24 protein-coding genes are annotated in these 25,234 nt (G+C 69.3%); 15 read left to right on the forward strand and 9 right to left on the reverse strand.

The annotated features are described in order from the left end of the window. Window positions 1-56: 56 nt before the first annotated feature. The 5 genes from GCN81_RS29635 to GCN81_RS29655 are packed head-to-tail and all read left to right on the forward strand — an operon-like array spanning window position 57 to window position 4,315. Window positions 57-638 carry an NADPH-dependent FMN reductase gene (locus GCN81_RS29635; RefSeq protein WP_156727625.1) on the forward strand — a complete coding sequence of 194 codons (582 nt, stop codon included), beginning with the start codon at window positions 57-59 and terminating at the stop codon, window positions 636-638. Between the two features lie 37 nt (window positions 639-675). Beyond that, on the forward strand, window positions 676-1,692 hold the full coding sequence (locus tag GCN81_RS29640) for an ATP-binding cassette domain-containing protein (protein WP_156727626.1): 1,017 nt from the start codon (window positions 676-678) through the stop codon (window positions 1,690-1,692). Further along, window positions 1,689-2,552, forward strand: coding sequence for an ABC transporter permease (locus GCN81_RS29645; protein WP_156727627.1), 864 nt, complete (start codon window positions 1,689-1,691; stop codon window positions 2,550-2,552). The genes GCN81_RS29640 and GCN81_RS29645 overlap by 4 nt, the downstream gene beginning before the upstream one ends. 55 nt (window positions 2,553-2,607) lie before the next feature. Continuing rightward, the gene (locus tag GCN81_RS29650) at window positions 2,608-3,543 is read left to right on the forward strand and encodes a hypothetical protein (RefSeq protein WP_156727628.1); all 936 of its coding nucleotides are present in this window, start codon (window positions 2,608-2,610) and stop codon (window positions 3,541-3,543) included. After that, on the forward strand, window positions 3,536-4,315 hold the full coding sequence (locus GCN81_RS29655) for an alpha/beta fold hydrolase (protein WP_156727629.1): 780 nt from the start codon (window positions 3,536-3,538) through the stop codon (window positions 4,313-4,315). The genes GCN81_RS29650 and GCN81_RS29655 overlap by 8 nt, the downstream gene beginning before the upstream one ends. 78 nt (window positions 4,316-4,393) lie before the next feature. Here GCN81_RS29655 and GCN81_RS29660 read toward each other — a convergent pair whose 3' ends face one another. Further along, a complete protein-coding gene (locus GCN81_RS29660) occupies window positions 4,394-5,059 on the reverse strand; it encodes an alpha/beta fold hydrolase (protein ID WP_156727630.1) in 666 nt (221 codons plus the stop codon). Between the two features lie 229 nt (window positions 5,060-5,288). On the opposite strand from GCN81_RS29660, the gene GCN81_RS29665 reads away from it, so the two are divergent. The 4 genes from GCN81_RS29665 to GCN81_RS29680 all read left to right on the forward strand — a co-directional run bounded on the left by GCN81_RS29665 (window position 5,289) and on the right by GCN81_RS29680 (window position 9,939). After that, entirely contained in the window at window positions 5,289-5,822 is a 534-nt protein-coding gene (locus GCN81_RS29665) for a hypothetical protein (protein ID WP_156727631.1), read from the forward strand. A gap of 324 nt (window positions 5,823-6,146) precedes the next feature. Beyond that, on the forward strand, window positions 6,147-6,680 hold the full coding sequence (locus tag GCN81_RS29670; protein ID WP_231627066.1) for a lipoprotein: 534 nt from the start codon (window positions 6,147-6,149) through the stop codon (window positions 6,678-6,680). Between the two features lie 119 nt (window positions 6,681-6,799). After that, complete coding sequence (locus GCN81_RS29675) at window positions 6,800-7,813, forward strand: endonuclease/exonuclease/phosphatase family protein (protein ID WP_407698032.1); 1,014 nt, start codon at window positions 6,800-6,802, stop codon at window positions 7,811-7,813. 89 nt (window positions 7,814-7,902) lie between these two features. Then, complete coding sequence (locus GCN81_RS29680) at window positions 7,903-9,939, forward strand: FUSC family protein (RefSeq protein ID WP_156727633.1); 2,037 nt, start codon at window positions 7,903-7,905, stop codon at window positions 9,937-9,939. Window positions 9,940-10,011: 72 nt separating this feature from the next. On the opposite strand, the gene metG is transcribed toward GCN81_RS29680, so the two are convergent. Beyond that, on the reverse strand, window positions 10,012-11,730 hold the full coding sequence (metG, locus tag GCN81_RS29685) for a methionine--tRNA ligase (RefSeq protein ID WP_156727634.1): 1,719 nt from the start codon (window positions 11,728-11,730) through the stop codon (window positions 10,012-10,014). Between the two features lie 162 nt (window positions 11,731-11,892). Next, window positions 11,893-13,080 (reverse strand): VWA domain-containing protein, encoded by a 1,188-nt coding sequence (locus tag GCN81_RS29690; protein ID WP_325065139.1) that lies wholly within the window; start codon window positions 13,078-13,080, stop codon window positions 11,893-11,895. A gap of 647 nt (window positions 13,081-13,727) precedes the next feature. On the opposite strand from GCN81_RS29690, the gene GCN81_RS29695 reads away from it, so the two are divergent. Then, entirely contained in the window at window positions 13,728-15,827 is a 2,100-nt protein-coding gene (locus GCN81_RS29695; RefSeq protein ID WP_156727636.1) for a PhoX family protein, read from the forward strand. 100 nt (window positions 15,828-15,927) lie between these two features. On the opposite strand, the gene GCN81_RS29700 is transcribed toward GCN81_RS29695, so the two are convergent. Both GCN81_RS29700 and GCN81_RS29705 read right to left on the reverse strand, forming a co-directional pair. Further along, complete coding sequence (locus GCN81_RS29700; protein WP_197287838.1) at window positions 15,928-16,209, reverse strand: hypothetical protein; 282 nt, start codon at window positions 16,207-16,209, stop codon at window positions 15,928-15,930. A 107-nt stretch (window positions 16,210-16,316) separates the two neighbouring features. Then, complete coding sequence (locus GCN81_RS29705; RefSeq protein WP_156727638.1) at window positions 16,317-17,258, reverse strand: LysR family transcriptional regulator; 942 nt, start codon at window positions 17,256-17,258, stop codon at window positions 16,317-16,319. 178 nt (window positions 17,259-17,436) lie between these two features. Between GCN81_RS29705 and snpA the strand changes: the two genes are divergently transcribed. Continuing rightward, complete coding sequence (snpA, locus tag GCN81_RS29710; RefSeq protein ID WP_156727639.1) at window positions 17,437-18,102, forward strand: snapalysin; 666 nt, start codon at window positions 17,437-17,439, stop codon at window positions 18,100-18,102. Window positions 18,103-18,181: 79 nt separating this feature from the next. Here the strand turns inward: snpA and GCN81_RS29715 are convergent, their stop codons facing one another. Continuing rightward, a complete protein-coding gene (locus GCN81_RS29715) occupies window positions 18,182-18,784 on the reverse strand; it encodes a hypothetical protein (protein WP_197287839.1) in 603 nt (200 codons plus the stop codon). Between the two features lie 320 nt (window positions 18,785-19,104). Between GCN81_RS29715 and GCN81_RS29720 the strand changes: the two genes are divergently transcribed. Further along, a complete protein-coding gene (locus GCN81_RS29720) occupies window positions 19,105-19,749 on the forward strand; it encodes a hypothetical protein (protein WP_156727640.1) in 645 nt (214 codons plus the stop codon). A 252-nt stretch (window positions 19,750-20,001) separates the two neighbouring features. Here the strand turns inward: GCN81_RS29720 and GCN81_RS29730 are convergent, their stop codons facing one another. Together GCN81_RS29730 and GCN81_RS29735 are read right to left on the reverse strand one after the other, a co-directional pair. Then, the gene (locus tag GCN81_RS29730) at window positions 20,002-20,175 is read right to left on the reverse strand and encodes a DUF397 domain-containing protein (protein ID WP_156727641.1); all 174 of its coding nucleotides are present in this window, start codon (window positions 20,173-20,175) and stop codon (window positions 20,002-20,004) included. Window positions 20,176-20,178: 3 nt separating this feature from the next. Then, window positions 20,179-21,030 carry a helix-turn-helix domain-containing protein gene (locus GCN81_RS29735; protein WP_156727642.1) on the reverse strand — a complete coding sequence of 284 codons (852 nt, stop codon included), beginning with the start codon at window positions 21,028-21,030 and terminating at the stop codon, window positions 20,179-20,181. A 259-nt stretch (window positions 21,031-21,289) separates the two neighbouring features. On the opposite strand from GCN81_RS29735, the gene GCN81_RS29740 reads away from it, so the two are divergent. From GCN81_RS29740 to GCN81_RS29750, 3 genes are all read left to right on the forward strand, one after another. Beyond that, window positions 21,290-21,727, forward strand: coding sequence for an ATP-binding protein (locus GCN81_RS29740; RefSeq protein WP_407698041.1), 438 nt, complete (start codon window positions 21,290-21,292; stop codon window positions 21,725-21,727). Between the two features lie 79 nt (window positions 21,728-21,806). Next, window positions 21,807-22,724 (forward strand): hypothetical protein, encoded by a 918-nt coding sequence (locus tag GCN81_RS29745; RefSeq protein ID WP_156727644.1) that lies wholly within the window; start codon window positions 21,807-21,809, stop codon window positions 22,722-22,724. 74 nt (window positions 22,725-22,798) lie between these two features. Beyond that, the gene (locus GCN81_RS29750) at window positions 22,799-23,191 is read left to right on the forward strand and encodes a hypothetical protein (RefSeq protein WP_156727645.1); all 393 of its coding nucleotides are present in this window, start codon (window positions 22,799-22,801) and stop codon (window positions 23,189-23,191) included. Window positions 23,192-23,281: 90 nt separating this feature from the next. Here the strand turns inward: GCN81_RS29750 and aspS are convergent, their stop codons facing one another. Beyond that, complete coding sequence (gene aspS / locus GCN81_RS29755; RefSeq protein ID WP_156727981.1) at window positions 23,282-25,069, reverse strand: aspartate--tRNA ligase; 1,788 nt, start codon at window positions 25,067-25,069, stop codon at window positions 23,282-23,284. Window positions 25,070-25,234: the final 165 nt, after the last annotated feature.

The raw sequence follows: 25,234 nt of genomic DNA on the forward strand, positions 1-25,234 counted from the left end.
CCGATCTGGCGGCCGCGCACCGCGTTCTGGCGCCCAAGGAGTGAGAGGAGGCACCGATGACGAACGCAAGCGGCCCCCCGCTCCAGGTCGCCGTGATCGTCGGCTCCACCCGCGAGGGCAGGGTCGGTGACGCCATAGCGCACTGGTTCACCGAGCGCGCGGCCAAGCGCGGCGACCTGGACGTGGAGGTGATCGACCTCATCGACTACACCGACTTCCCGGCGCGCTACCCGCACCTGGCGACCACCGCGATGACCCGCTTCACCCACCGCGTCGACCGCGCGGAGGCCTTCGTCGTCGTCACGCCCGAGTACAACCGCAGCTTCCCGGCCTCCCTCAAACAGGCCATCGACTACGCCTACGACGAGTGGCACGCCAAGCCCGTCGGCTTCGTCAGCTACGGCCACGGCAGCCGCGGACTGTACGCGGTCGAGGCACTGCGCTGCGTGTTCACCGAGCTGCACGCGATGAGTTTGCGTGACGTCGTCGGTCTCAACCTCGCCGAGGAGTTCACAGCCGCGCCCGAAGCGGTCCCCGGCAGCGCGGCCGACCAGGCGGCCGACACCCTGCTCGATCAGCTCCTGTGGTGGGGCCTGGCCCTCCGCGAGGCCCGCGCCACCCGCCCGTACACCTCCTGACCACCCAAGCGAACACCCCGGAAGGGACCGGACCACGATGAGTAAGCAGACGACCGGCCTGGCGATCGAGACCGCAGGCCTGGTGAAGACCTTCGGCGCCACCCGCGCCGTGGACGGCGTGGACCTGTCCGTCCCCGCGGGCACGGTCTACGGCGTACTGGGCCCGAACGGCGCGGGCAAGACGACCGCCGTGAAGATGCTGGCGACCCTGCTCCGCCCGGACGCGGGCGAGGCGCACATCTTCGGCCACGACGTCGTACGGGAGGCGGACGCCGTACGCGGCATGGTCAGCCTCACCGGCCAGTACGCCTCGGTCGACGAGGACCTCACCGGCATCGAGAACCTGATCCTGCTGGGCCGACTGACGGGCCACTCCAAGCAGGCGGCACGCATCCGGTCCGAGCAGCTGCTGGAGGCCTTCGGCCTCTCCGAGGCCGCAGGCCGCCAGGTGAAGAACTACTCCGGCGGTATGCGCCGCCGTATCGACATCGCCGCGTCCATCCTGAACACCCCGGACCTGCTCTTCCTGGACGAGCCGACGACCGGCCTCGACCCGCGCAGCCGTAACCAGGTCTGGGACATCGTGCGGGCCGTGGTCGCCCAGGGCACCACCGTGCTGCTCACCACCCAGTATCTGGACGAGGCCGACCAGCTGGCCGCCCGGATCGCCGTCATCGACAAGGGCCGGGTCATCGCCGAGGGCACCAAGGGCGAGCTGAAGGCCTCCGTCGGCGCCGGGTCCGTACATCTGCGGCTGCGCGACGCCCATCAGCGGGCCGAGGCGGAGAAGTTGCTGAGCGCGGTGATGGGCGCGCAGGTCCAGCTGGAGCCCGACCCGGTGGCACTCACCGCACGGGTGGGCACCGGCGACAACGGCCAGGGCGCTGCCGAGCAGGCCGCCCGCGCGCTGTCGGAGCTCGCCCGCGCCGGCATTACCGTCGACAACTTCTCGCTGGGCCAGCCCAGCCTGGACGAGGTCTTCCTGGCCCTGACCGACCGCACCACCGACACCGCCAACACCACTGACACCACTGACCAGGGGGCAGCAGCATGAGCACCGCGACAACCACCACCGGCGCTACCACCACGGAGTCCGAAGAACTGGCCCCGGTCAAGGGCGAGTCGCTGGCCGCGTTGCTGATCGCCAAGGACCGGCCGCCGCGTCCGAGTGCGTGGTCCGCCTCCGTGACCTTCGGCTGGCGGACCATACTCAAGATCAAGCACGTCCCTGAGCAGCTCTTCGACGTGACGATGTTCCCGATCATGATGGTCGTGATGTACACGTACCTCTTCGGAGGCGCGATCGAGGGCTCACCTCGGGAGTACATCCAGTACCTGCTGCCCGGCATCCTCGTCATGAGCGTCACGATGATCACGATGTACACGGGCGTCGCCGTCAACACGGACATCGAGAAGGGCGTCTTCGACCGCTTCCGTACCCTGCCGATCTGGCGCCCGGCGCCGATGGTCGGCTATCTCCTCGGCGACGTCATGCGCTACACGGTCGCCTCGGCCGTGATGCTGACCGTCGGGATCATCATCGGCTACCGCCCGGACAGCGCCCTGGGCGTACTCGCCGGAGTCGCCCTGCTGCTGGTCTTCGCCTTCGCCTTCTCCTGGGTGTGGACGATGTTCGGCCTGCTGCTGCGCAGCGAGAAGTCGGTGATGGGCGTCAGCATGATGGTGCTCTTCCCCCTGACGTTCCTGAGCGACATCTTCGTCAAGCCGGAGACGATGCCGGGCTGGCTGCAGGCCTTCGTGAACAACAGCCCGGTCACCCACGTCTCCAGGGCGGTGCGCGAGCTGATGCAGGGCGGCTGGCCGACGGCGGACATAGCGTGGGCGCTGGGGTGGGCGGGCCTGCTCGTCCTGATCTTCGGCCCGATCACCATGCGGCTCTACAACCGCAAGTAGCCCGTCCGGGGCACCAGCGCTGGCGGGGGGCCGCCCGGGGGCCTTGGCTGAGAGCGTGCGAGGTGTCAGGGGAGTGGCGGCGGCGGTGCTTCTGCTGCTGGCCTGTGTCCTGACACCACTCGGCGCGCTGTCCAGCTGGGCGAAGTACGAGATCGGCGACACCGACGCCTACGTCGCCACCACGGCGCCCCTCGCCTCGGACCCGGCGGTACGGGACGCCGTGACCGAGGCCGTCAGCGCCGAGATCCTGAAGGTGATCGACCTGGGCCCGCTACAGCCCGCCGTCGAGACGTTCGTCCCCAGCGCCGTGGCGTCCTTCACCGAGACCCGGGCCTACCGGTCCGCCTGGACCACGGCGGTCCTCGCCACCCACGAGGCCCTCCAGAACTCCCTGGACAACGGCGGCGACGGCGCCATCACCATCGACCTCGCGCCGATCACCGAGCGGGTCCGCCAGGTACTCGTCGACGACGGCGTACCGTTCGCTCACCGCATCCCGGTCCAGCACACCGAGGTCACCCTGATGGAGACCACGGACCTCGGCGCCCCTCGCAAGGCGCTCCACACTCTCCAGGTCGCGGGCCTCTGGCTGCCGATCGCCGCCGTGCTCTGCGCGACGGTCGGCGTCCTGCTGGCCCGGCACCGCCGCCGCGCCGTCACCGTCACCGCGCTCGGCACGGCCCTGGCGGCGGGCCTGCTCGCCGCGGGCATAGCCCTCGCCCGCCGCGTCGCCCTCGCCGACCTGCCGCCCGAGGTCCCCCGGGACGCGGCGGCCACGGTGTACGACGCGCTCACGGCGTCGCTGCGAACGGCGGCTTGGGCGATCTTCGCGACGGGTCTCGCCGTGGCCCTCGTGGTGGCCCTCACCGCCTGGCTCACTGGCCGCCGCCTCGGTCACCGTCTCGGTCGCCGCCTCGATCACCGCCCTCGCCGCGGAACTCCGACTCAGGAGAGTGTCAGTGCGGGACGTTCGCCTCCTGGGTATGGCTGAGGCACGGGTTAACGGGATCACGATCAGTTACGGCGACCAGGGCACGGGGAGTGCGCTGGTTCTGGTGCACGGGCATCCCTTTGACCGGAGCATGTGGGAGCCGCAAGTCGCGGAGTTCGCCGCCGACTTCCGGGTCATCACGCCCGATCTGCGGGGATACGGCGGCTCCGATGTGGTGCCCGGCAGCACCGACCTCTCGGTCTTCGCCGAGGACATCGCGGCGCTCCTGGACCACTTGGGGATCGAGACCTTCGCGCTCGGCGGGCTCTCCATGGGCGGGCAGATCGTCATGGAGTGCTATCGGCTGTTCGGGGAGCGGATACGTGGGCTGGTGCTGGCTGACACCTTTCCCGCCGCCGAGACCGACGCGGGCAAGCGGGGGCGGCGGGAGCTGGCCGAGAGGCTGGTACGGGAGGGGATGAAGCCGTACGCCGACGAGGTGCTGTACAAGATGGTGGCCCCGTACGCCGACGCCGAGGTCGCCGCCCATGTGCGGCACATGATGACCTCCACCTCACCCGAGGGGGCCGCGGCGGCACTGCGAGGGCGCGCGGAGCGGCCCGACTACCGGGAGATGCTGACCCAGGTCTCGGTTCCGGCGCTGGTCGTGGTCGGCCGGGACGACGCGTACACGCCGGTCGCCGATGCCGAGGCGATGCATGCCGCGCTGCCCGACTCCACGCTGTGTGTGATCGAGCGGGCGGCCCATATGCCGGGGCTGGAACGGCCGGTGGAGTTCAACGCCGCGCTCCGGGCCTTCCTGGCGTCGTGATGGCCGTGACGCCGTGTTGGCTGTCCCGTCTCCGATGATCTGGTCCCACGTTCGAACGTCTCCCGCATCGCGCGGCGGTCACCCCTGGAGGTATCTCACCAGCAGGTCCGCCAACTCCTTCGGCCTGCTGAGCGCGACACAGTGACTGCCGCCGATCTCGTCGGGCACGATACCGAGGCGCGCTCGCGCAAGGCCGCGGAAGAACTCGGGCGGGAAGAAGCGGTCGTCCTCGCACACGATGAACTTCGTGGGCACGTCCGGCCAAACCGTCAGCGGCCAGGGCTCGCTGCCGGCCCGGGAGGATTCCTCCCGCTCCCTGCGCATCGCTTCCTCGGCCAAGTCGCGTGGAACATCATGGTAGAAGCTCTCGAAGGGGTCCTCAACGGCGGACAGGCCAGCGGCGTCCCTGGCCCGGTTGCAGCCGGTCGTCTCCCACCAGTCGTCCGGCCGCTCGCCCGGGGCCGGGATCATCCCGGCCAGCAGAACGAGCACACTGGCCGGGAGCCGATCGGCCACCAGCGGTGCGGTAAAGGCACCATAGGAGTGACCGACGACCACGAGATGCCGCCGATCGCCGATGGCCTCGACGACGGCATCGGCGTAATCGCCGAGCCCCGCGGAAGGCTGGTCCGACGGCAAGTCCGGGGCGACGGTCTCGTGCCCCCTCGAGCGCAACTCGGCTGCCAGAAGATGCCAGGCCCAGCCGCTGTCGCCGCCGCCGTGGATCAGTACGAAGGTTGCCATTCCCCATGTATATCTGGGAGGTGATGCCCTCACGCGAGGTTTCTGCCAGGTTCGAAGCAGCGGAGCAGGACGGGGACGGAATCAACTTCGCGCCGAACGGCCGACTGATCATGAGCTGCCGGATAGAGGCTCCGCTCCCAGAGTCGGTGAAGCCGAGTGACCAGTCTCAGCCCACCTGTTGCGTCTACGGAAGCGGCCGGTGGCGGACACCCCTCGTAGCCTGGCAGCCATGCACGATGACCAGCGCATACTTGAACTTCTTCACACCCTGGACCGCCTGCCCGGACCAGATCATCTTGAGTTCCCCGAGGGGTTCGACTACACGCTTGCCAAGTCGCGTGCCACGCAGCTGGAGGGCCGGCTGAGCGAGGATTTCGGGCAGCCGTGCTTCTTGAACGACGGGGTGCAGGACGCCAGCTACTACTTCAGTGTGGGTATCCCGCAGACGGCAACAGAAGCGTGTGTGGCGGTTGGGGTGCGGCTGAGCAACTACGGGAACCTTGCCGTGATCACCACGCCGATGCCGGACAGCTATGGGGACTTGGATCAAGCGGTGGCGGACGGCGCACTCTCCGAGGGAGACCGCCTGCGGATCGAGGCCACGCTGTCCGACCTGGGCTACGAACTTGTCCCCTTGCGACTGCTCCACCGCGTTTACGACGGGGTGACCTGGCTCGCGAACGATGTTCCTGGTGCGGTAGTGGCGAGCTACGGTCACCCGGGGCAGGCAACTTGGTGGACCAGGTTCTTTGAGTACCTGTGATCAGGGCGCCATTGCCACTGGTCACCGCAGATCGCAGCTCCAGCCTCGGACCAGATCATCAGAGACGGGACACTGGCGTGATGCCGTGACGTAGTGACGTCATGATCGGATGCTCGGCTCGTATACCGTTCGGTCGAGCAAGGCATCAGGGCATCAGACATACGGCGACTCAGGGTGGGCTTAGCGATGCGAGCAGTGCGGAGGCGGAGACGGAGCAGGGTCTCGGCGGGCGTGGTCGCGCTGGCGGTGGCGGGGCTGCTGGCCGGCTGTTCCTCGGATTCGGGTGACTCCGGGTCGGGTGCGAAGGCGTCACCAGGGAGCTCCGTGAGCACGGACGGTACGGGGGACTCCGCCCCGGCCACCGTCGTCAAGGGCGGCACGGTCGGCGCCGCGGACTCCGCCTGCCCGCTGCCGGTCACCTTCGACTTCGCGGAGAAGTGGAAGCCGAAGGCCGTCGACCTCGACGGGAGTGCGCCCGACGCGCTGGGTAAGCAGGGGACCGTAAAGCTGGCCTGTGAGATCGACGCGAAGCCCGCGGGGAACATCGGCTTCCTCAGGGTCTGGACGTCGGACGCCACTGACGACACCCCGCGCGAGGTGCTGGACGCGTTCGTGGCGGACAAGAGCAGCACCAAGCAGGTCAAGTACCGCGACACCAAGGCGGGCGAGATCCCGGCGGTCGAGGTCACGTACCTCTACACCAGCAAGGCCCTGGACGAGACGAAGAAGGAACGCGCCCTCGCCGTCTCCACACCGTCCGGCCCGGTCGTCCTCGACCTCGGCGGTCTGGACACCCAGGAACACGACGAGATGCTCCCGGCGTACCGGCTGGCCAAGGAGACCATGCGCCTCAGCTGACCCTCCCGCCCCGCCGTGCGCACGGAGGCCCGTGCCCACCGACACCGTGGGCACCGACACCGTGCCCACAGGCACTGGGCACCCGTGACCGGCCGCGACCGACCAACGAAGGGGGCGCCTTGGAGGCCACCACCATCGAGCGGCCCGACCGCGCGGTCGCCCAGCCCGCCAAGCGCCCAGCCGCCCCGTCCAGGCTCTGGCGGCGCGGCGCGGCCTGGCTCGCCGCGATCGCCCTGGCAGGCGTCAGCGTCGTACTCGGCTGCCGCGCGCTGGACATGGACGGCGTCACGCCCGTGCCGCAGCTCCTGGCCTTCCTGCCCTGGCTGCTGGTCCCCGCGGGCACCGGCCTGCTGCTCGCCGCGCTGGCCCGCTGGCGGATCGGGCTGGCCTGGGGCGCGGTGGCGGTGGCGGTCACCGCCTGGTTCACCCAGCCGTACGGCGGCGCCGCCGCGCCGTCCGGTCCCCCCGTCGCCCACCTCCGCGTGCTGACCTCCAACGTCGAATTCGGCCAGGCCACCGAGGAGTTGCTGGCGGCCATCAGCCGCGAGCGGCCCGACCTCGTCTTCGTCCAGGAGTGCGACCTGAGCTGCGGCCAGGCGCTCAGGGACCGTACCGACTACCCCCATCACCGCATCGCCGCGGCCACCGGCGCCGAGGGTTCGGCCATCCTCAGCCGCTATCCGTTGAAGGACGCCGAAGGCGTCCCCGGCACCCTGTCGATGCCGGGCGCCGTGGCCGAGGTCGAGGGCCACCGGGTGCGGCTGCTGTCCGCGCACCCGATGCCGCCGATGCCCGGTGAGCTGGGCGTCTGGCGCTCCGAGCTGGGGGCGCTGCGGGACTACGCGGCGCGCGACGGCCGTACGCCGACCATCGTCGCGGGTGACTTCAACGCCACCCAGGACCACGCCGCGTTCCGCCGCATCCTGGACACGGGTCTGCGCGACAGCACCCGGCTGGCGGGCGGGTCCCGTACCCCGAGCTGGCCGTCGGACACCGCGCCGCCGCTCGGGGCGCAGATCGACCATGTGCTGGTGAGCGCGGACTTCTCGGCGCGCTCCACCCGCTTCATCGACCTGGCCAACACCGACCACCGGTCGCTGCTGGCCGACCTCACGCTGCACGCGAAGAACTGACAGCGCGACAAGGCGGTGAGGTGGTAAGGCGGTAAGGCGGTAGGAGGCAGGCGGTAAGGCAAAGCGCGCAACCTGCCCATAATGGGCGCATGTCCCGAGCGTTCTCCTCCCCCATCGCGCCGCCCGAGTGGCTGGTCAGAACCCTCAAACCGGCACCGGCGACCGGCATCCCCTGGCCCGCCGTCACCCGCGCGGCCATCGCCATGTCGCTGCCGCTGGCCGTGGGACTGGCCACCGGCTATCCGAGTTACGGGGCGATCGCCTCGATGGGCGCGCTCTCCGGCGTCATCGGCGACACCGCGACCGCGTACCGGATGCGGGTCTACAACATCGCCGTACCGCAGCTCTTCGGCGCCATCGGGATCACGCTCGGGTCGCTGGTGTACGGGCACGGGTGGCTGGCCGTCGTCGTGGTGACCGCCGTCGCGCTCGCCTCCGGGATGATCTCGACGGTCGGGGCGGTGGCATCGGTCTCCGGGCTGCTGCTCCTGCTGAACTCGGTGATCGGCGCGGGGCTGCCGATGCCCGGGGCGTGGTGGGCGCCCCCACTGCTGATCAGCGGTGGCGGGCTGCTCGTTCTGGCCCTGGCGCTGCTCGCCTGGCCGATACGGTCCGGGGTGCCGGAACGCCTCGCGGTCGCGGACACCTACCGCGCGGTGGCCGCGCTCCTGGAGGCCGCGGGCAAGGACGCGGCGACGTACGCGACCGCGCGCCAGACCGTCACCCAGTCACTCAACCAGGCATACGACCTGACGCTCGCGCGGCGGGCCCGCGACCACGGCCGCAACCAGGAACTGGCCCGGCTCGTCGGCCAGCTCAACGCGCTGATCCCGCTCGTCGAGGCGGCCCCCGCCGCCCAGCTGGCCGGGCGCCCACTGCCGGACGCGCTGCCCGCCGCCGTACGGGCACTCGCGCACGCCGTCGAGACGGGCTCGACCGGCCCCGTCGACCCACGCCTACCCGACCCCGAGCCCTCAGGGCCCGCCGCACCCGCCACACTCGCCGATTCCGCAGAACCCGCCGATCCCGCCACCCGCGCCGTCACCCAAGCCATCCGCTGCGCCGCCGAAGCCCTGACCGACACCGACCCCGCCACCATCGACGACCGCCTCGGCCGCCCCGCCGCACTCCGCGAACGCGCCCGCCGCGTCGCCCGTACCGTTCTCCTCTCGGCGGCCTCCTGGCGCTACGGCCTGCGCCTCGCCCTGTGCATCGGCCTGGCCCAGTCCCTGGTGTCACTCGTCGAGGTGGAGCGCTCGTACTGGGTGGCGCTGACCATCACCTTCGTCATGAAGCCCGACTTCGGCTCGGTGTTCTCACGGGCCGTCCTCCGCGCGCTCGGCACGGCGGCCGGTCTGGTGCTGGCGGCGGCGCTGCTGGCGGAGGTGCCGCGCGGCTGGTGGGACGTACTCGTGCTGTTCGTCCTCGCCCCGCTGATCCCGGCGCTCACCCCACGCGGCTACGGCTACCAGACGGCCGCCATCACTCCCGTCATCCTGATCCTGTCCGACGTACTCAACAAGGCAGGCGTCGGCCTGGTCCTGCCCCGCCTGTACGACAGCCTCATCGGCTGCGCCATCGCCCTGGTCGCGGGCTACCTGCTCTGGCCGGAAAGCTGGCACACCCGCATCGGCGACCGGCTCGCCGACGCCGTCACCGACACCGCGCGCTACGTCGAGTGCGCCTTCCTGGACCCGGCCGCCCCCGGCACCCCGGACGTCGCCGCGCGGGCAAGAATGCGACGCCGCCTCTACCGAGACCTCTCGGACCTGCGTACGGAGTTCCAGCGCGCCCTCACCGAGCCGCCCCCGACCGGGACCCGGGCCGCGGCCTGGTGGCCCCTGGTGATCGCCGTCGAACGGGTCGTGGACGCCACCACCGCGGCCCGCATCCAGATCCGCCACGGCGCCCCACGCCCAACCCCCGCCGAATCAGCGGAAATCTGCCGCACCCTGGAGCAACTGGCGTCCGCCCTACGCGAGTCAGCCTCCCCGACCCACCACACCACCACCGACGCCCCACCTGTCCCAGCCGACGCCATCCCGAACAGCGTCCTCGCCCCCCTCCGCCACGAGGTACGCGCCGCCCACGCCATCGCCAGCCCTCAGCCGGACCTGGGCTCCTAGAAGCTCAGGGTGCAAAAACGCATCGTCCCCCGTAGCCCGAAGGCCACGGGGGACGACGACATCAAGCGGACGTCACTCCTCGCCGCCGAAGCGCTCCTTGTACGACTCCAGGTCCTCATCCGTGATCTTCGCGAAGAGCACCGGGGGAACCGTGAAGGCGGTACCCGCGGGAACCGCGGACAGGGACCTGGCCTCGGCGGGCGTGATCCAGGTCGCCGTGTCGTCGGTGAGGGCGAAGGCCGAGCGCATCGCGGCGGCCGAGGCAGGGATGAAGGGCTCGGAGACCACCGCGTACAGGTGGATGAGGTTCATCGCCGTGCGCAGCGTGAGGGCCGCGGCCTCGGGGTCGGTCTTGATCTCCAGCCAGGGTGCCTTCTCCTCCAGGTACGAGTTGCCCGCGGACCACAGCGCGCGCAGCGCCGCCGCGGCCTTGCGGAACTGGAGGGCGTCCATGTGGGACTCGTACTCGGCGAGGAGCGTGGCGATGTCCTCGCCCAGCTTCTGCTCGGCCTCTCCGGCCTCCTTGCCCGCGGGCACGTCATCACCGAAGCGCTTGCGCGAGAAGGACAGGACGCGGTTGACGAAATTGCCGAGGGTGTCGGCGAGGTCCTTGTTGACGGTGGCGGAGAAGTGCTCCCAGGAGAAGGACGAGTCGTCCGACTCGGGGGCGTTGGCCACCAGGAAGTAGCGCCAGTAGTCGGCGGGCAGCAGCTCCAGGGCCGCGTCCGTGAAGACACCGCGCTTCTGGGACGTGGAGAACTTACCGCCGTAGTACGTCAGCCAGTTGAAGGCCTTGAGGTAGTCGACCTTCTTCCACGGCTCACGGGTGCCGAGCTGGGTGGCCGGGAACATCACCGAGTGGAACGGGACGTTGTCCTTGGCCATGAACTCGGTGTACCGGACGTTCTCGGCGCCCTCGCCCTCGTACCACCAGGACTTCCAGTCGCGGCTGGCCGGGTCCAGGTCGGACCATTCCTTGGTCGCGCCGATGTACTCGATCGGGGCGTCGAACCAGACGTAGAAGACCTTGCCGTCGGCGGCCAGGTCCGGCCATACGTCGGACGGGACGGGCACGCCCCAGTCCAGGTCACGGGTGATCGCGCGGTCGTGCAGGCCCTCGGTCAGCCACTTGCGGGCGATCGAGGACGCGAGCTGCGGCCACTCGTCGCCAGTCGCGTCGATGAACGCCTCGACCTCGTGCTGGAGCTTGGACTGGAGGAGGAAGAGGTGCTTGGTCTCGCGGACCTCCAGGTCACTGCTGCCGCTGATCGCCGAGCGGGCGTCGATCAGGTCGGTCGGGTCCAGGACCCGCGTGCAGTTCTCGCACTGGTCGCCGCGGGCCTTGTCGTAGCCGCAGTGCGGACACGTACCGACGATGTAGCGGTCCGGCAGGAAGCGGCCGTCGGCGTTCGAGTAGACCTGGCGGATCGCCCGCTCCTCGATGAAGCCGTTCTCGTGCAGCTTGCGGGCGAAGTGCTGGGTCAGCTCCACGTTCTGCGGGGACGAGCTGCGGCCGAAATAGTCGAAGCGCAGTCCGAAGCCGTCGTAGACCGCCTTCTGCGCGTCGTGCTGCTCGGCGCAGAACGCGTCGACCGGCAGGCCGGACTCCTTGGCGGCCAGCTCGGCGGGGGTGCCATGCTCGTCCGTCGCGCAGATGTAGAGCACGTCGTGGTCGCGCTGGCGGAGGTACCTGGCGTACACATCCGCAGGGAGCATGGACCCCACCATGTTGCCCAGGTGCTTGATTCCGTTGATGTACGGAAGGGCGCTGGTGATGAGGTGTCGAGCCATTGCAGGCTGCTCCCAAGTCGCTACGTGGAGTGATCATTTGGTCTACGGAACGTCAATATCGTATCCGACTGACCGGGGGAGCCTGTTCGGCATTTCGGTGGGCGGACGGTGGACGGTGGGCGGACGGTGGGCGGCGCGAAGGGCGCCGCCCACCGGAAGGTCCTACGGGCGCCAGGTCGCGAGCAGGCCCTCGTACAGCTCGGCGTCGGTGAGCTCACCGGGCACCGGGCCCGCGTGGAAGAACGCGGCGTTGGTGACCTTGTCGTCCGCGTCCAGCTTGCGGAGGTAGTCGAAGGCCTTCGCGTCGTGCTCGCCGAAGGCCACGAACTGCCAGAAGATCTTGCTGTGCTTGGCCGCGGCGGTCAGAGCCTGTGTCGCGGCGGTCTTGGACTCCGGGGCGCCGTCCGTCTGGAAGACGACCAGGGCGGGGCGCTTCGGGTCGGCCGACTTCTTGTGCAGCGCGATGACCTCGGTGACGGCGCGGTCGTAGTTGGTCCGGCCCATCCGGCCGAGCCCGGCGTGCAGCTTGTCGATACGGCCCTCGTGCTCGACGAGCGTGAGGGTGCCGGTGCCGTCGATCTCCGTGGAGAAGAAGACGACGTTGACGGTCGCGTCCTCGTCCGTGTGCGCGGCGAGCGCGAGTACCTGCTCGCCCAGGTTCTGCGCACTGCCGTCCTTGTAGTACGGGCGCATCGACCCGGAGCGGTCGAGCACCAGGTAGACGGCGGCACGGGTACCGGCCAGGCCGTGCTTCTCGAGTGCGGCCCCGGCCGCGTTGTACGCGGAGACCAGTCCGGGAGCACCGCTCTGGAGGCTGTCGAGGGAGTGCGCGGGGGTGGCGCCGAGGGCGGGCTCCGGCTCGGATACGGCGACGGGCTCGGGCTGCGGCTCCGGCTGGGGCTCCGGCTCAGCGGCGGGCTCTGTGGCGGCTGCCACCGGCTCCGGCTCGGGCTCGGGCTCCGTGGCCGTCGGCGTCGGCGTCGGCGTCGGGGCCGTGGGCTCGGAGGCCGGGGCCGACCCTGGCTCCGATACGGCGACGGGCTCGGGCTCCGGCGCGGCTGCGACCGGCTCGGGCTTCGGCTCGGGCTCGGGGGAGACCTCCGGCTCAGCTACGGCAACCGGCTCCGGCTCGGACACGGGAGCGACGGGCTCGGGGGTCGGCTCGGGCTCCGGCTCGGTTACGGCGACGGGCTCGGGCGTCGGCTCGGAGGCGGCAGCGACCGGCTCCGGCTCGGGCTCCGGGTCGACCGGTGTGGCCGGACGCGGGACCGTGGAGGAGGAGCTCGACGAGGTACTCAGCGACGGGTTGTCGAACGCGGCGGAGACCAGCTCGTCGACCGGGTTCGACACGGACCCGGACGCTGGCGTCAGCTCCGACGACGGACCCGGCACACTCGCGGCACCCGTCACAGCGGCGTCGCCCCGTGACTCCTTGGCGGGCCCCGGTACGGAGACGGACTCCGCAGGTACGGAAGCCGACTCGGACGCAGACCCAGAGACAGACCCAGACGCAGACGCAGACTGCGACGCCGTCGCCTCCTCCTGCCGAGCCTCCGGCACGGCCCCGGCCGAGGTCGCTTCGTCGCGCCCCTTGCGGGACCGCCCAAACGCGTTCCGCAGGAGATCCAGAATGCCCATGTGCGCAACCCTTCGCGTGAGTTGATTCCGTAATCCCTGGCCAGGGCGGACACGTAAGGTTAGCCGCAGCTCTTTGCGATCTTGGGGAGGGTCGGCCCGTCACGCCGACCCGTCACCCCAGCGGCCCGCCCCGAACGTCAACCCAGCGTGGACCCGACGTGGACCCGGCGCACACCGCGCACGCCCCCAGCGCCAACTTACCTCCGTGCGCCTGTGGTTCACCTGCCGTTCAACCACCCGCCGCCAACCGGCTCTCGTACACCCCTAACGTCACCGCCGGAACATTCCGACACGGTGTCGGCGCAGGGTGCGCCGAAGAATGCTCAACAGGGCCCAAAAAGGCCCATATGGGGAGAATCATGCGCAAACTGCTGCCGCTCATCGGCTCGCACCCGGGTGGACGCTCCGCCCTCACCTGCCGCTACCGCTGTGGAGACGCCTGCTTCCAGGAAGTGCCGAACACCAGCGACAACGAATACGTCGGCGATGTCATGGCCGGTGCCCTGTCCCGCAGGTCGATGATGCGTGCCGCCGCCGTGGTGACCGTAGCCACCGCCGCTGGCACCGCCGCACTCGCCTCCCCCGGCATGGCCACCCAGGCCGCCGCGGCCACAGCGGACCGCCACTACCCCGGCCACCCCGGTCGCCCTGGCCACCCCGGCCACCCTGGTCGCCCCACCCACAAGGCCGCCCGCGGCCTGCGCTTCGACGCCGTCGCCCCCAACACCGCCGACCAGGTCACCATCCCCACCGGCTACGAGCAGAACGTCGTGATCCGCTGGGGCGAACCGATCCTGCGCGGCGCCCCCGCCTTCGACCCGGACAACCAGACCGCCAAGGCCCAGGCCGGTCAGTTCGGCTACAACAACGACTTCCTGGCGCTGCTGCCGTACGGCCACGGCCGCCAGCTGCTCGTGGCCAACCACGAGTACACGGACGAGCAGCTGATGTTCGCCGGGTACGACTCGGACAACCCGACCCGCGAGCAGGTCGAGATCGCCTGGGCCGCGCACGGCCTGTCGGTCGTCGCCGTCCAGGAGGAGCGCAGGTCCGGCAAGCTCACGCCCGTACAGCGCCACCACGTCAACCGCCGCCTCACCGTCACCAGCGAGTTCCGCCTCGCGGGCCCGGCCGCGGGCAGCGATCTGCTGAAGACCTCCGCCGACCCGACCGGCACCAAGGTGCTGGGCACCCTCAACAACTGCGCGGGCGGCACCACGCCGTGGGGCACCACGCTGCACGGCGAGGAGAACTTCAACCAGTACTTCGCCAATGGCTCCAGCGCCACGGACAAGCGCTACGGCCTGCCCACCGGCTCCTCCGGCCGTAAGTGGGAGCGGTTCGACGACCGCTTCGACGTCTCCAAGGAGCCGAACGAGCCGCACCGCCACGGCTACGTCGTCGAGCTCGACCCGTACGACCCCGATTCCACCCCCGTCAAGCACACCGCGCTCGGCCGCTTCAAGCACGAGGGCGCGACCGCGACCCTCACCCGCGACGGCCGCCCGGTCCTCTACAGCGGCGACGACGAACGCTTTGACTACTTCTACAAGTTCGTCTCCTCGAAGCGGATGAAGCGCGGCCGGAGCCGTCACGCCCGCGCGCACAACCTCACGCTCCTCGAAGAGGGCACGCTCTACGTCGCCAAGTTGACCGGCGACTCCCCCGCCGGGCAGATCGACGGCTCCGGCGCGCTGCCCAGCGACGGCGAGTTCGACGGCAGCGGCGTCTGGATTCCGCTGGCCACCGCGGGCCCGAGGGGTGCCGTGTCGCACGTCGAGGGCATGACCGCCGAGGAGGTGTTCGTCTTCACCCGGCTCGCCGGTGACAAGGCGGGCGCCACCAAGATGGACCGCCCCGAGGACGTCGAGCCCTCGCCGCGCACCGGCAAGGTGTACGTCGCGCTGACCAACAACACCAAGCGTGGCCTGGAGGGCCAGGCGCCCGCCGACGAGGCCAACCCGCGCAACGCGAACAAGCACGGCCACGTCCTGGAGCTCACCGAGCACTGGCACAACCCGGCCAGCACCAGGTTCGCCTGGTCGCTGTTCCTGGTCGCGGGCGACCCGGAGGACCCGTCGTCGTACTTCGCGGGCTTCCCGAAGGACAAGGTCAGCCCGATCTCCTGCCCGGACAACGTGGCGTTCGACCCGTACGGCAACCTGTGGATCTCCACGGACGGCAACAAGCTCGGCAGCCACGACGGCCTGTTCGGTGTCGCCACGCACGGGCCACGGCGCGGTGAGCTGAAGCAGTTCCTGACCGTACCGACCGGTGCCGAGACCTGCGGCCCGATCATCCAGGACCGTCGCGTGCTGGTCGCGGTGCAGCACCCGGGCGAGGTCAGCGGCGCGTCGGTGGAGAACCCGGCGTCGCAGTGGCCGGACGGACCCGGGAAGATCGTCCGCCCGTCGGTGGTCGCGGTCTGGCGCGAGGACGGCCGGAACATCGGCTGCTGAGCGCGGCATGACTGAGGGCGGCACCCCGGGACTGGGGTGCCGCCCACTCGTCGTCCCACGCCCAAGCCCACGCCCGCGGGTGCGTCAGCCCGTGAGCCCGTCAGCCCTCGCCATCCGTACGACGGCGGCGCAGCATCGCGAAGCCAAGGCCCGCCGCACCGGCAGCCGCCATGCCTCCGCCAGCGGCCATCATCACGGTGTCGGGCTGCTTGCCGCCCTCGGCACCGGCCTTGACGCCGACCGGCAGAGCGAGCGTGGCGGCTATGACGCCGGTCGCGATGGCGGCGGAGCGGACGGTACGGCGAATGGCACGCATGGTGATGACCTTCTCGTAGCGGGTCTTTCCCTGTCTGCGCCCCTTTGCGGCGGCGACGTCCATCAAGCTACGAGGGTCGTGTTGGCGTCATACGTAGGCGAGGTAACGGCTCCCGGACGACTCCAGCACAGCCACGTAAAGGGATAAAGAGGGGCTAAATCCCTCTCCCCCGGTCAGGCAGCCCTATCGCCCCGCGTTCGCAGCAGCCAATCTCCGTACGCCGTCGACTGCCGGGCCGCCTCCCAGTAAGCCGCCTCCAGATCCGCGTACACCCCGTCCAGCTCCACGTCCGTACGCGCCGCCAGCAGCAGCCGTACGCCCAGCGGGTCCCCCTCCAGCGGCCGGACCGCCATATCAGGGCGCTCGCGCGAGGTCGGCTGGCAGACGGTGACCACCTCGCCGGTGGCGACCAGCGTCGCCGCGGTGAGGTAATCCCCGTGCAGCAAACGGGGGTTGAGCCCAGCGGCGCGCAGCACCCGCAGCAGCCCGTCCCGCTCCCCGTCCACCGTCGGGTCGACCATCCACTGCTCGCCCGCCAGCTCCGGGAGCCGTACGGCAGGCCGCCGGGCGGCCGGATGGTCCACGGGCAGCGAGACGAACTGCGGCTCCCGGTCCAGCAGGACCCGTAGCCGTAGCCCCTCCGGCATCCGCAGCGGACAGCCCTCCACCTGGTGAACGAAGGCGACGTCCAGCTGTCCTTCGGCGACCTGCCTAAGCAGGACGTTCGCCGACACGTTCATCTGGAGGGACACCCCGGCGTCCGCCAGCCGGATACGCAGCCGCCGCAGCCACCCCGGCAGCGCCCGGCTGGCCGTCGAGCCGACCCGCAGCTGCGGCCCACCGGCCCTGGCGGCCACCGCCCTGGCCTCGGTCACCAGCTCCCGCATCTCCGCGACAAGCGGCCGGGCCCGGCTCAGCAGCACCAGGCCGAGCGGCGTCGGTCGGCACCCCGTGCGCTCACGGGCGAACAGACTGCCGCCGATGGCGCCCTCGATACGACGGAGCTGGGTCGTCAACGCGGGCTGGCTCACACCCAGTTGACGCGCGGCACGGTGCAGGCTACCGGTGTCGGCGATCGCGCACACCGCGCGGAGGTGTCTCACCTCAAGCTCCATGAACCTTGAGCGTAGAACGACCCCCGCGATCACACCAGACGCCTAATTCCCGCCACACACACGGAAGTTAGGGCGGTGATAACCCACCGCTATCGGCACTTGCCATCATCCGTACGGGCTCCCGCTCCCCGACACTCTCGGATAACCACTCGCCCCCCACCGAGTAGGAGCCCCCCACATGCGACACATGAAACTTCCGAGACTTCCCCGAGCGCTGCTCTCGACCACGCTCGGCCTCGGCCTGGCCATCGGCGCACTGAGCGCGGCCCCAGCCGCCGCGGCGTCGTCACCCTCAGGAACCGGCGGCGCGTACGCGCAGTACGCGGGGTCCGCCGAGGACGCCGCCGCCAACAAGGCCTTCTTCGAAGCCGTAGTGAAGTCCGTGGCTGAGAAGCGCGCCGCGAACCCCGGCGCCCAGCAGATCACGGTCACCTACAGCGCGGCCAACGCGCCGACCTTCCGGCAGCAGATAGCCGCCAGCACCCAGATCTGGAACAGCTCCGTCTCCAACGTCAGGCTCCAGGAGGGCTCGAACCCGGACTTCCGCTACTACGAGGGCAATGACCGGCGCGGCTCCTACGCCTACACGGACGGACGCGGCCGCGGATACATCTTCCTGGACTACCGCCAGAACCAGATCTACAACTCGACCCGGGTCACCTCGCACGAGACCGGCCACGTCCTCGGCCTGCCCGACCGCTACCAGGGCCCGTGCAGCGAGCTGATGTCCGGCGGCGGCCCCGGCCCGTCCTGCACGAACGCCTATCCGAACTCCACCGAGCGCGCCCGCGTCAACCAGATCTGGGCCAGGGGTCTGGCGACAGCGATGAAGAACGCGGCCTAGAAGGCTAGAAGGCTGCCCAGTTGGGGCCCGGGGACGGCGGTCCCCGGGCCCCTGCTCCGTCATCCGTCTTCCGTCTCCGTCAGAGGGCGCGGAGCGTGTACAGGTTGCTGCGGTGCCCGTTGATGTTGCAGCTGTACGTGGCACGCGTACTGGTGTACGTGAAGCCAGCCGGAACGGTGCACGCCCGCAGCCCGTCCCTGGGCGTCGCCAACGCGTACTCCGTACCGCGATACCCGTTGATATTGCAGCTGTACGTCGTACGCGTACCCGTGTACGTGAAACCGGCCGGGACCGTACACGTCCGCAGACCGTCCCTCGGCGTCGCCAACGCGTACTCCGTACCGCGATACCCGTTGATATTGCAGCTGTACGTCGTACGCGTACCCGTGTACGTGAAGCCAGCCGGAACCGTACACGCCCGCATACCGTCCGCGGGCGGCTGAACGTAGTAGTGGGTGCTGCGGTAGCCGCTGGAGTTGCAGCTGTACGTGGCACGCGTGCCGGTGTACGTGTACCCAGCCGGGACGGTGCAGGACCAGAAGCCCGCCGAGGCGGACGCCGTACGGCTGTCGGCTGCCGGGGCGGCGGTCGCGGCCGTCGCGGTGGGCGCGAGCGCGGTGGCCGTCATGAGGGCGGCGGTACCGGCGCCGAGCAGCAGGGCACGCAGCTTCGATCGCAGCATGGGTGAGGCACTCCTTGGGTCGGTCGTTCCTCAGGCGTCGGCCAGAACCAACGGGTGGAGGGACCGGCCGGAGGTCTGACCCGTACTTCGGCCGCCGCAGAGCGCGCCCGAATCCTGGCAGCGGCCCGCCACACCCGACAAGACGCCCCGCGCCACCACCGGCCCACTTTCGGCCAACTCCTCTTGCGGGTCTCGAAGTCAACCCCCGCGGACTTGTTGAGAGCTTCGCGCCCGTGCGCTGTTCGTAGCATTCTGTAACAGTTGCGGCATACGCGGCCCTGCCTGCAGCCGGAAATCGGGGCGATCGGCACCATCACCACATGCGCAGCCATGCCATCACAGCACTCCTCAGCACCCTGACTCTTCTCTCGCTCACCGCGTGCGGGGACGGCGGTTCCGAGGGCGTCCCGCCGAGGAGTGAAACCACGGTGCCAACGACGCCAGCCACCACCGAGGGAGCGACGCCAGCGACCACCGAGGAGGCGAAGACGGCGGAGCTTCCCAACCTTGTCGGCAAGGGGTTGCAAAGCGCCCAGGATGCCGCGCAAGCCGCTGGCTTCTATGGACTCACGTCGCATGACTCCCTCGGCCGCGGCCGGAATCAGGTACTCGACCGCAATTGGAAGGTCTGCTTCCAGACCCCGAAGCCAGGCCGACACTCGACAGACACCGAAGTTGATCTCGGCGCTGTCAAGCTTGAGGAGAGTTGCCCGGAGAAGGACCGAAAGGAGCCAGCTAAGGCAGGCGAAAGAATGCCGGATCTTCGGGGCAAGTCGGTGAAGGTTGCGCGGGACGTCCTGGACCCCTCTACGAGTATCGACGTCACAGACGTCTCTGGCCAGGATCGTGCAGTCTTGGTGGACTCGAACTGGAAGGTGTGCAGCCAGGATCCCCAGGTAGGAGCCGAACTGACGGGGCAGCCGGTGTTCTTGAGGGCTGTGAAGTTCGAGGAGTCCTGCCCGTAGCGACGAACTCCAGGTAGTCGTCCACCAAGGTGTGTCCGAGCGATGCCGCGGGGTTGCCCGCGGCATCGACGCGTCGTATCAACTGTGGCTGCCAGGCCATGCGAGCTCCTCGACGGGAGCGACCATCCTGGCCGGGAACACGCGATCGTGGAGGAGTCGTCACCCACATAACCGCCACACGCATCGGAGATGCCTGCGTGACCCACCGAAGCGCGCGTCGCCCTTGGCGCATGCGCCAAGAAGATACCTACCTCACGCCGCTCGTACGTACCGCATGAGCGCGACCAGCCCGGACCGGGTGGGTGCGAGGACCTGGTCCGGGTTCTCACTTTCACGGAGGAGCAACACACTGCATTTTTGGGCGACTTCAACGCATTCGTTGCCGTCGCCACCGCCAGAGAATGAGGACTTCTGCCACTGAGTCACGTGTTAGAGCTCCTTCACCAGACGGTGGATGTAATCCCGCGACTTGGCGGGCTCCAGTGATGCTGACTCCACCTTACGGAAGAGTGTTCGCATGGCCAGGAGCTCAGCAGATGCATCTAGAAGGGCCGTGCCATAGGGAGCGTCCCGCTGGACCGTGTCCAGGGCCGCCACCTGTCCGCCCGCGTAGAGCATCATGGCCCAGGCCCCGGCGAACCCATCGACATCGAACGGGATCACTCTCACCGTGACGTTCGACCGTTCCGACTGGACGAGCAGCTCCACGAGTTGCTCTCTGGCCACACGCCGATCGGCAACGCGGGTGCGTAGCACGGACTCGTGCACCACCGCCTCGTATGGGACGGCGTCAGGCCGGGAGAGTTCCGCCTTGCGACGCATACGGTGCGTCACCCTTGGCTCCAGTTCACTCTCCGGAAGTTCCGGGACCCGGTACGCGAACACTGCGCGCGAGTAGTCCTCGGTCTGGAGCAACCCCGGTATGTGCGCGGTACCGACGACGCGCATGAAGGTCGCGTAATGCTCCAGCTCGGCCAGATCCAGGAACGCGGACGGCAGTACGCCTCGGTACTCCTCCCACCACCCACGCGCACGATCCGTCGCCATCGCGACCAGGGCATCAATCAACTCCACGTCCGCGCACTGGTAGTGCACAGCGATACGCCGAATTCGCTCCTCACTGAGCCCCGCGCGCCCCGACTCGATCTGGCTCACTTGGATCGCGTTGACGCCGAGCAGTTCGGCAGTCTCGCGGCCTGTCATCCCGGCAGCCTCACGCATCTTGCGCAGCTCGGCACCCAACCTCCTCTGGCGAGCGGTTGGCTGACTCCTTGGCGGCATGCGACATCCTTTCCGATCACCCAAAGCCTGCCTTGCAACGGCGAGTTGGCGCATTCGAACTTACGTCGAATGCGCGGCTTAGGGTTGCGACGGATTAACCATATCCCCTACCTTCGGTGACGCGACGCACACGCTGCGGAACACCGGGGTACCGGAAGCGCACCGCCCCGCCCTGCCACGGCGGCGGCGACATGCCACCACCCGACGACACCGCAGCTCACCCCAACTCCCCCTCCCTGACCAGGAGTCACGCATGCTCATGTCCGAAACCGGAGACCCCACCGAACCCTGGACGTACACCCTCTCCATCCCCAACGACCCCCGCGCGGTCACGATCGCCCGCCGCACCCTCCGCCTGACCCTCGCCCTCCACGGCTTGCCGCAGCTCACAGAAGCCGCCGAGCTCGTCGCAACAGAGCTGGTCACGAACGCCGTGCGGCACACCAAGGGCCCGGCGACCCTCGCCCTCCGTTGGTCCGCGCCGATTCTGCGCATCGCGGTCTGGGACAACGACCCCAGACCCCCGACCCCGGCGCCACCCCTGGCCGCCGCCGCGCCGATCCCCACCCCCACCACGGGCCGAGGCCTCGCCCTCGTAGAGGAGTGCACGGACAACTGGGGCTGGTACGCCCCGGGCAGTCAACTCAAGCCCAGCGTCGGCAAGTTCGTCTGGTGCGAGCTGACCCAGGTCGCCTGAACGGTTCTTCGCCCCTCGAACGGGTGATCCCACTCGAACATCCGGGCTTTCAGCCCGCCGACCTGCATAGGTTCCCCACATGGTCACATCAGCCCACGAGGGCTCGCACCGCATCTTTCAGGAGCGGCCCGAGATCCTCGCGCCTGTCTTCGCGACGCTCAACATCCCGTTCCCCGGGAAAGCAACCGTGGACGCGCTCACCCCCGACGTGACGGAGACCAGGCCACTGGAGCGTCGCATCGACACGCTATTACTCGTCGGCCCATCCGATGGGAACGACTTCCTCCTCGCCGTCGAGGCACAGGGGCGGCGGGACACGAAGAAGGAGCTGAGCTGGGCGTACTACGTCGCCTATCTCCAGTCCAAGTACACCCTGCCGGTGCTCCTCCTGGTGGTCTGCCAGAACCGAGCTACAGCCAAGTGGGCGACCGGGCCCTTCAGCTGCGGAACCCAGGACTGGACCACCCAGCGCACGTATCCCCTCGTCGTCGGCCCGGACAATCTGCCAGTGATCACCGACGAGCGGACCGCGAGGGCCAAGCCCGCGCTGGCCGCGATCGCTGCCCTGGCACACGCCAATCACGCGCAAATCGGCGCCATACTGGAGGCGCTGGGCCGCGCCCTCCAGTCGATGGACAGGGAAGCGGCCACCTACTTCTACGAGTTCCTGGACATCAACCTGGGAGACACCCCAGCCAGAGCCACATGGAGGCAAGTCATGAGCGTCGCCAGCTACTTTCCCGGCAGGGGCACGGACCGCGAGACGGCCTACCTCGAAGGCGAGGCCAAGGGCGAGGCCAAGTTCGTCCTCCTCGCCCTGGAAGAGCGGGGCATCTCTGTCACCGACGCTGTCCGGGAACGCATCCTGGCCTGCACCGAACCGGACGTCCTCACACGCTGGTTCCGTCGGTCTCTCACGGCCACCGCTGCCGAGGATCTGTTCGCCGAAGCCACCGAAGCCACCGAAGCCCCGGTGGCCCACCCGGACCGGACGTAATGGCGCCTCACCGGTCGGACACCAAGCAGGCTGACAGCGTGTTTGCGTACATGGGCGAAGACCTGGAGAGGGAAGTGTCAGCGCGGATACAGCTCACGGCGCTGAGTCTGGGGCTGGGGGTGCCGCCTGCCAAGTGCCTGGCGGTCTTCGTCGCTGGTCTGAAGCAACTGGGCCATGACAGCGGGCTGTCGCCTCGCGACCTCAGTCGCGTGCGCGCCAAGTTGGAGTGCTGGTCCGACAACTATGCGGACGGCTGGGCCAAGGGATACACCGAAGGCTGGGCAGAGGCTGTGCTGCGGGCCCTGGACGAGCGCGACATCTCCTGCTCCGACGAGATCGCGGCGTACATCACCGCCTGCTCCGACCTGCGCACTCTCGCGCGCTGGCTAGATCTCGCGGCGACCGTCACCGATGTACGGGACCTGTTCGCCAAGCCTCCCGAAGGCGTACCACCCTCCGGGGCATAACGGACCCATCGCCTCCCAGCACGACAACGTCGGCCCCCAGGACCACCAGGTCCCAAGGGCCGACGTCACACGCCGCGCGGTGCGTACCGCCTACTTCTCGGACTTGTCCTTGTCCTTGTCCGCCACCGGCTTGCGCAGCGCGATGTTCAGCTCGCGCAGTCGCGACTCGTCCAGCTGCGTCGGCGCGCCCATCATCAGGTCCTGCGCGTTCTGGTTGAGCGGGAAGGCGATCGTCTCGCGGATGTTCGGCTCGTCGGCCAGCAGCATCACGATGCGGTCCACGCCCGGGGCGATCCCGCCGTGCGGCGGGGCACCGAAGCGGAAGGCGCGGAGCATGCCCGCGAACTCGTGCTCGACGGTGTCCCGGTCGTAGCCCGCGATCTCGAAGGCCTTGAGCATGACCTCGGGCTCGTGGTTCCGGATCGCGCCGGACGACAGCTCGATGCCGTTGCAGACGATGTCGTACTGCCAGGCCAGGATGTCGAGTGGGTCCTTCTCCTCCAGGTCGGCCATGCCGCCCTGGGGCATCGAGAAGGGGTTGTGCGAGAAGTCGATCTTGCCGGTCTCCTCGTCCCGCTCGTACATCGGGAAGTCCACGATCCAGCAGAAGCGGAAGACGCCTTCCTCGAAGTGCCCAGAGCGCTTGGCGGCCTCGACGCGAACCGCGCCCATGATCTTGGAGACCTCGTCGAAGTCGCCCGCGCCGAAGAAGACGGCGTGACCGGCGGCGAGGCCGAGGCGCTTGGTGAGGACCTTGACGTTCTCATCCGTCAGGAACTTGGCGATCGGGCCGGTCAGCGAACCGTCCTCGGCGACGCGCACCCAGGCCAGACCCTTCGCGCCCTGCTCGACCGCGTAGTCGCCGAGCCCGTCGAAGAACTTCCGGGACTGCCCAGCCACATCCGGCACCGGCAGCGCACGCACGTGCTTGCCCGCGAACGCCTTGAACTCCGAGCCCTCGAAGACGTCGGTGATGTCGACCAGTTCGAGCTGCGCGCGCAGGTCCGGCTTGTCGTTGCCGTACTTCAGCATCGACTCGCGGAACGGGATGCGCGGGAAGGGTGACGTGACGTGGCGGCCGCCGCCGAACTCCTCGAAGAGCTCGGTCATCAGCTGCTCGATGGGCTGGAAGACGTCCTCCTGCTCGACGAAGCTCATCTCGACGTCAAGCTGGTAGAACTCGCCGGGCGAGCGGTCCGCGCGGGCGTCCTCGTCGCGGAAGCAGGGCGCGATCTGGAAGTACCGGTCGAAGCCCGAGATCATCAGCAGCTGCTTGAACTGCTGCGGGGCCTGCGGCAGGGCGTAGAACTTGCCCGGGTTCAGGCGGGACGGCACCACGAAGTCGCGGGCGCCCTCGGGGGACGTCGCGGTCAGGATCGGGGTCGCCATCTCGTTGAAGCCGAGTGCGGTCATCTTGTGCCGGATGGCCGAGATCACGGCCGTACGCAGCATGATGTTGCGGTGCATGCGCTCGCGGCGCAGGTCCAGGAAGCGGTACTCCAGGCGGCGCTCCTCGCCGACCCCGTCGTCCTGGTTGATCTGGAACGGCAGCTGCTGGGCCGCGCCGAGCACCTCGACCTCCGAGACCTCGACCTCGATCTCGCCGGTGGCGAGCTCGGCGTTGACGTTCTCGGCGCCGCGGGAGATCACCTTGCCGTCGACGCGGACGACGGTCTCCTTGGAGAGCTTGTCGAGGGCGTCGAACGCGGCGGTGTCCGGGCGGGCGACCAGCTGGACCAGACCATGGTGGTCACGGAGATCGATGAAGAGGATGCCGCCCAGGTCTCGGCGATTGTGCAGCCAACCGCTCAGCCGGACCTCGGCGCCGACGGCGGAGGCGCGGAGTTCGCCGCAGGTATGGGACCTGTACCGGTGCATCATTCATCCAATTCTTCGCGTCATTCATCGCGAGACAGGCGGGAATCAACCACCCCAGGCTACCGGCAGCCCCCCACCCCTCCCTTGACATAAACATGTCACCACGGTGTCGTGGTCGCCGTCGCCGCTGACATCCTCGCTGGCACCTCGCCGACAACCTCAGTG

This window comes from Streptomyces apocyni, from assembly GCF_009739465.1.
Lineage (GTDB): Bacteria > Actinomycetota > Actinomycetes > Streptomycetales > Streptomycetaceae > Streptomyces > Streptomyces apocyni.